This window comes from Bradyrhizobium sp. (assembly GCF_019242285.1).
Taxonomy (GTDB): Bacteria; Pseudomonadota; Alphaproteobacteria; order Rhizobiales; family Xanthobacteraceae; genus Bradyrhizobium.
On sequence record NZ_JAFAVV010000740.1, the window covers coordinates 1 to 5,584 of the forward strand.

Consider the following 5,584-nt stretch of genomic DNA (forward strand, 5'->3'; position numbering starts at 1 on the left):
TGCAATTGACGCGGACATTGTGCTTGCCATATTCGCACGCGAGATTGCGCGCGAGCTGCATGTCGGCGGCTTTTGAGATCGCGTAGGCGCCAAGCACGGTCGAGCCCTTCAATCCGCCGATCGACGACACGATAATGATCGATCCGTCCTTGCGCTCGATCATCTGCGGCACCACCAGATTGATCAGCCAGGTGTTGGCGACGATGTTGTTGTCGAGGATTTTTCGGAACTGCTCATCGGCGATGCCGCCGAGCGGACCGTAATAGGGATTGGACGCGGCGTTGCAGACCAGCACGTCGACCTTGCCGAGCGCACGGTTGGTCTCCTCGACCAGGTGCTTCAGGTCGTCCTTGGTCGAGATGTTGGCCGCGATCGCCAGCGCGACCTCCTTGCCGGCCTTGTCGTTGATCGCGTTGGCGACCTCGTCGCAGGCCTGCTTCTTGCGCGAGGAGATCACGACCCTGGCGCCATGCTCGGCCATGCGCTCGGCGATGGCGCGGCCGATGCCGCGCGAGGAGCCGGTGATGACGGCGACTTTTCCCGACAGGTCGAACAGGTTCATGTCTCTCTCCCAATATTTTCTGTGTTCAGGCTAGGCCCATTTGGACTTTGCCTCAAGCAAGCTTGCTCGATGTGGCGATCTCCGGTCCTGCCGGCTGGTGCATCGCATTGTGCCTGGCGTCCGCGATCCAGGGCTGCTGGTTGACCATCGGCAGGCGCCAGCTCGACCCACCTTTACCGGCATAGTGGTCGAGCCGGGTCACCGAGCAATTGTCGATGTCGAAGGCGAGCCCCTTTTCCGGCAGGCCGCCGAGCGCGAGCGCAATCGCGGCCTTGATCGTGCCGCCATGGGCGGCCACGATCACGTCCTGACCGCTCTCCTTCGCCGTGATGTCAGCGATCGCATTGGTTGTGCGGCGATAGAGGTCCATGAAACTCTCGCCGCCGGGCGCGGGCTCGCTGATATCCGCAAACCAGTTGCTGGCGCCAACTGGGCGGCTCGCCAGGAACGCCGCGCGGTTCATGCCCTGCCATTGTCCGAGATGCTGCTCCGCGAACGCCGTCTCGTGGATCATGACTGCCGGCCGCGGAAAGCCCGCCTCCCAGATCGCCTCCGCCGTCTGATGCGTGCGCATCAGGTTGCTCGCATACCAGACCGCATTGCGCGGCAGGATTTTTGCCACCGCCTCGAACACCTCGTGGTCGGAAGTGTCGCAGGCGATATCAGTCTGGCCGTAGATGTTGCCGCCATCGTTGCGCACCGGCGCATGGCGCACCCACCACCATCGCGTGATCACGACGGCCGATTTGTCGGGATTGGACACTGCAAAAGTCCTTCCATAAGGTTCACCCAAGGCTGTACCTTGCCAAGGCTGTACGTGAGAGCGCGCGCCGTCTCAAGCGGCATCAATGTTTGAAATTCTGTTTGATATTGCACCGAATGGCACGGAGCGCGAAACATGCCGCAGGACAAAGGGAGCAACGCATGGGCCGCATGGAAGGCAAATCCGTCATCATCACCGGCGCCGGCAGCGGCATCGGCCGCGCGGCCTCGCTGCTGTTCACCAAGGAAGGCGCAAAGCTGATTGCGGTCGACCGCAGCGACGGCGTCAAGGAGACCGTCGAACTGGTGAAAAAGGCCGGCGGCACGGCCGATGCCGTGATCGCCGATGCCGGCGCCGAGCGCGACGTCATCACCTTCATTGACAAGGCGCTGTCGGATTACGGCAGGCTCGACGCCATCTGGGCCAATGCCGGCATCTCCGGCGGTCTGGTGCCGCTCGCCGAGCAGACCGTCGAGCACTGGCAGGAGATTCTGCGCATCAATTTGATCGGGCCCTTCCTCGCGGTGAAACACGCGATGCCGCACATGATCAGACAGCAGTCCGGCGCGATCGTCTGCACCGCCTCGGTGGCGGGCCTGAAATCGGGCGCCAGCGGCCATCCCTATGCGGCAAGCAAGGCGGGGGTCATCAGCCTGGTGCAGACCACGGCCTATTCGCTCTCCGGCATCGGCGTGCGCATCAATGCGGTATGCCCCGGACTGATCGAGACCGGGATGACAAAACCGGTGTTCGATCGCGCCAAAGAGCGCGGCACGCAGGACAAGATCGGCCAGCTCAATCCGTTGAAGCGCGCCGGCCAGCCGCACGAGATCGCGGCGATGGGATTGTTTCTGGCGAGCGATGACGCCTCCTATGTCAACGGCCAGGCGTTCCCGGTCGACGGTGGTCTCACGGCCTCGATGCCGTACACGGGCAAGCCGGTTTAGCGGCAGCGTCATTGCGAGCCGATGAGGAAGAGCGCGGCCTCCGCTCGCGACGCGATGCAGGATCGCCTCAGATGGCAGCCGGCATCATGCTCCGCCCCTTCGACGGCGAATAGTCGACGGGCATCAGCAGGCGGTCCTCGATCTGGCCGACCATCAGACCATGCTCGGCATGGGTGACGCGCTTGATCTCGGTCCATTCGGCGTCCGCCATGAAGGCGGCCCAGCCGGCGGTCCTGGCCGCCTCGTCCGGCCACTCCAGGAGATAGGCGAACTCGGTACGGTCGTTGAACTTCGTCTCCCACATCGCCACGATCTTGAAATCGTACTTGCTCCGCATGATGCGGGCGGCGTGGTCGCGAAAGCGGACGTGGAACGCGGCCTTGTTCTGTTCGAAAATCTCGTAGATGCGAAGCTGCTGGATCATGGCACTCTCCTGTGGAGCAGAGATGGGTAAAGAGCGCAGACTTGCAAATCCCGCCTGTCGCAGCGAAGGATGGAGCCGGAGAGAAAGCGGCGGCATCACGCCATCGTGCATCCGATCCGGAACGAGCGAAGGAATCCAGCCATGTCGAAGATTCGAGTGGGCCTCGTCGGCTGCGGCTTCGTGGCCGAACTGCACATGCATGCCTACCGGCGGGTCCACGGCCTCGATGTCGAGGTGAGCGCGGCAGCCGCGCGCAGCGACCATGTCGTTGAATTTGCGCATCGCCACCGGATCGCGAAAACCTGCCGTAGCTTTGCCGAGCTGATCGCCGATCCCGATCTCGAAATCATCGACATCTGCACGCCCCCTAGCCTGCATGCGTCGATGATCGTGGCGGCGATGCGCGCCGGCAAGCACGTGATCTGCGAGAAGCCGTTCGCCGGCTATTTCGGCCGCGACGGCGATCCGGCGCCGATCGGCAGGCATGTGCCGAAAGCACGAATGTACGAGCGCGTCTGTGCGGAGATGGAGGAGACCGTTGCGGCGATCCGGGAGACCGGCAGGCTCTTCATGTATGCGGAGGACTGGATCTATGCGCCGGCGCTGACCAAGACCCCGGAAATCATCCGCGCGACGGCCGACAAGATCCTGTTCATGAAGGCCGAGGAGAGCCACAGCGGCTCGCATGCGGCCCATGCCGCGCAGTGGGCGATGACCGGCGGCGGCTCGCTGATCCGGATGGGATGCCATCCGCTGTCGGCGGTGCTTTATCTGAAACAGGTCGAGGCCAAGGCGCGCGGGGAGATGATCCGCGTCGCGAGCGTGACCGGTGACGTCGGCAACGTCACCGCCAGCCTCAAGCCCGAGGAGCGCGGCTTCATCAAGGCCAATCCCATCGACGTCGAGGACTGGGGTACGCTGACGCTGACCTTCTCCGACGGCACCAAGGCCACCATCTTCTCCGGCGACATGATCATGGGCGGCGTGCGCAACCTGATCGAGACCTACACGTCGGGGGGCTCGCTGTTCGCCAACATCACGCCGAACACGCATCTGATGAGCTACCAGACGAGCGAAGAGAAACTCAAGGACGTCTACATCACCGAGAAGGTCGATCGAAAGACCGGCTGGCAATATGTCTGCCTCGAGGAGGAATGGACGCGCGGCTACCAGCAGGAAATCCAGGATTTCATGGAATGCGCGGCGAGCGGCCGGCAGCCGCGCTCCGATCTTTCGCTCGCCGTCGAGACCATCAAGGTCAACTACGCCGGCTACTGGGCGGCCGAGGAAGGTCGGCGCGTGACGTTGTGAGCCGCGTTGCGTCGCGTGGCTGCCCGCGCACAATGGCGATGCATCGCGCTGAGCTCGACTCTCAAATGTCTCAATTTGGCACGCGTCGAATTCCCTAATCGCGCCACAATGCGGCGGCCTTTTCCACAAAGGTGTTGCCGCGGTGCGACAGGCGAAGTGAAGCTCTGTGGTAGCCTTGCGGTTGCTCAACCGGACGGGTCGCACGCTCTCCAGGGTTCGTGCTGTGGTTCGCCGGTGCGTTCGCAGGGGAACGATGGAATGAATCAACCCTTCCGACCGCTGACGTCCGTGCTGACGCTCGTGATGTTCGCGGGGCTTTCAGGCGGCGCGCTGGCGCGCACGCCCCAGCATCCGGCAACACAAGGCAACAAGCCTCACGCCGCGCACGAGGCGCGCGATCATCAGAAGTCGGCGCATGCGAAGGAGACGAAGGACAAGCATGCAAGGCACGCCGCGGCCAAGCAGCACGAGCCGCACAAGAAGGCCGCGGCGGAAAGCAGGACGAAAGAGGCCGGCAAGGCCCAATCGAACAAGATGCCATCCGACAAGGATCAAGCGAGCGAGGCTCCGCCGAAGGAGCAGACCCCTCCTCTCACCGGCGATCTCGCCGTCCTCAAGAACGTGTTCGACCTGACGCGGCAGGGCAAGACGACCGACGCAACCGCAACCGCAAAGACCATCGGCGATCCGGCGGCGCGCAGGCTCGCCGAATGGTTCGTGCTGCGTCATGCCGACTCGCAGGCAGGCTTCGCCCGCTACGCAGCGTTCATCGCCGACAATCCGGAATGGCCGGGCGTCGGGCTGATGCGGCGGCGCGCGGAAGCGCGGCTGTGGCAGGAGCGGGCCGACCCGGCAACCGTGCACGCATTCACCGGCGACCGGCCGGTCTCGGCGAAAGGGCGCTTCGCACTGGCGCGGACGCTGCTGGCCCAGGGCGATCACGACGGCGCGGCGCGGCTGGTCCGCGACGCCTGGCGGTCGGAGGAACTGACGGAGCGTACCGAGACGGACGTGATCGAGGCGTTCCGCGACCTGCTCAGCGGCGAGGACTACCGGGCGCGCATGGACAAGCGCATCGGGGCCAAGGAGTTCGGCGCGGCGATGCGCGCCGCGCACCATCTCGACGACGACGCGCTCGCCACCGTGAAGGCCTGCGCCGCGGTCAAGGGCGACGAGACCAAGGCGCCGGACCTGCTCAATGATGTTTCGGCCGAGGGCCGTGCCGACCTCGCCTATGTGCTCTGCCGCATCCAATACCTGATGCGCAAGGACAAGATCGACGACGCCGCCCGGCTCGTGCTCGCGGCGCCGGCAGCGACGATGGCGCAGCAGGACACCGACGAGTGGTGGCGGGTGCGCCGCGTGCTCGCCCGCAAGCTGCTCGATCAGCGCGATTTCACTGCTGCCTATCAGGTGGTGCGCAAGGCGGCAACGCCGGACAAGGAAGCCTATCGCGCCGAGTTCCATTTCCTGCCGGGCTGGATCGCGTTGCGCTATCTCCACGATCCCAAGGCCGCGGCGGCGCATTTCGCCCATATCGATGACGGCTGCGCCAATCCGATCACGCTGGCGCGCGC

General features: G+C 64.5%; 5 protein-coding genes and 1 pseudogene. 3 read left to right on the plus strand and 3 right to left on the minus strand.

Features of this window, described 5'->3' with window-relative positions; genetic code table 11:
* Window positions 1-562: SDR family NAD(P)-dependent oxidoreductase (locus JOY90_RS29995; protein ID WP_291694716.1), on the minus strand; the 562-nt coding region annotated here is incomplete at its 3' end.
* 52 nt (window positions 563-614) lie between these two features.
* Window positions 615-1,325, minus strand: a complete 711-nt coding sequence (locus JOY90_RS30000; RefSeq protein WP_291694717.1) for a histidine phosphatase family protein — start codon at window positions 1,323-1,325, stop codon at window positions 615-617.
* 161 nt (window positions 1,326-1,486) lie between these two features.
* Between JOY90_RS30000 and JOY90_RS30005 the strand changes: the two genes are divergently transcribed.
* Window positions 1,487-2,272 (plus strand): SDR family NAD(P)-dependent oxidoreductase, encoded by a 786-nt coding sequence (locus JOY90_RS30005; RefSeq protein ID WP_291694718.1) that lies wholly within the window; start codon window positions 1,487-1,489, stop codon window positions 2,270-2,272.
* A 67-nt stretch (window positions 2,273-2,339) separates the two neighbouring features.
* On the opposite strand, the gene JOY90_RS30010 is transcribed toward JOY90_RS30005, so the two are convergent.
* Window positions 2,340-2,696, minus strand: a complete 357-nt coding sequence (locus tag JOY90_RS30010; protein ID WP_291694719.1) for an NIPSNAP family protein — start codon at window positions 2,694-2,696, stop codon at window positions 2,340-2,342.
* A gap of 141 nt (window positions 2,697-2,837) precedes the next feature.
* Between JOY90_RS30010 and JOY90_RS30015 the strand changes: the two genes are divergently transcribed.
* Both JOY90_RS30015 and JOY90_RS30020 read left to right on the plus strand, forming a co-directional pair.
* A complete protein-coding gene (locus JOY90_RS30015; RefSeq protein ID WP_291694720.1) occupies window positions 2,838-4,007 on the plus strand; it encodes a Gfo/Idh/MocA family oxidoreductase in 1,170 nt (389 codons plus the stop codon).
* 258 nt (window positions 4,008-4,265) lie between these two features.
* A pseudogene (locus tag JOY90_RS30020) lies at window positions 4,266-5,584 on the plus strand (lytic transglycosylase domain-containing protein); the annotation flags it as partial.

Excerpts from the sequence above, each read along its gene's own strand:
- JOY90_RS30005 (WP_291694718.1), top strand. The coding sequence starts at position 1,487 with ATGGGCCGCATGGAAGGCAAATCCGTCATCATCACCGGCGCCGGCAGC.
- JOY90_RS30010 (WP_291694719.1), bottom strand. The coding sequence starts at position 2,696 with ATGATCCAGCAGCTTCGCATCTACGAGATTTTCGAACAGAACAAGGCC.
- JOY90_RS30015 (WP_291694720.1), top strand. The coding sequence starts at position 2,838 with ATGTCGAAGATTCGAGTGGGCCTCGTCGGCTGCGGCTTCGTGGCCGAA.